Origin of the sequence: Agrobacterium sp. 22094 (assembly GCF_052046015.1) — a bacterium.
GTDB lineage: Bacteria > Pseudomonadota > Alphaproteobacteria > Rhizobiales > Rhizobiaceae > Agrobacterium > Agrobacterium cavarae.
Genome location: NZ_JBQEPX010000022.1, coordinates 1 through 485, shown reverse-complemented (window position 1 = coordinate 485; position 485 = coordinate 1). Strand labels below are relative to the sequence as shown.

The 485-nt window shown below is 64.7% G+C and carries 1 pseudogene; it reads right to left on the bottom strand.

The features are described 5' to 3' along the window. Positions 1–485, bottom strand: a pseudogene (locus ACTJK5_RS23005) (methyl-accepting chemotaxis protein); the annotation flags it as partial.

The following is a 485-nucleotide window of genomic DNA, read 5'->3' as shown; positions in this document are numbered from 1 at the left end:
CCACCCATCGACATGTCGAGTGCGAAGCCGTTGGCGCGGGCCTGCTGGGCGTGGACGGATTGCGACGGGGCAGGGCGACGAACCGGGGCAGCAGATTTTGCCGCAGGACGGTGCGCGACCGAGGGAGCCGCTGCGCGAGCCGGGGCGGGGCGACCGTTTGTATTGGCACGCTCCACCTTGAAGAAGGCGATGCTAGCCTGAAGCTCTTCGGCCTGTGCGGCCAGTTCTTCCGAGGTGGCGGACATCTCTTCGGAAGCACCGGAGTTCTGCTGCGTCACCTTGTCGAGCTGCTGGATCGCCTCGTTGATCTGGCTTGCACCGATATCCTGCTCGCGGCAGGCTGCGGAGATTTCAGCCACCAGTTCCGCCGTCTTGCGGATATCCGGAACCAGACGGTTCAGCATATCGCCGGCTTCGGTCGCAACCTGAACCGTCTCGCCGGAAAGCGAAGAGATTTCAGCGGCGGCCGCCTGGCTGCGTTCTGC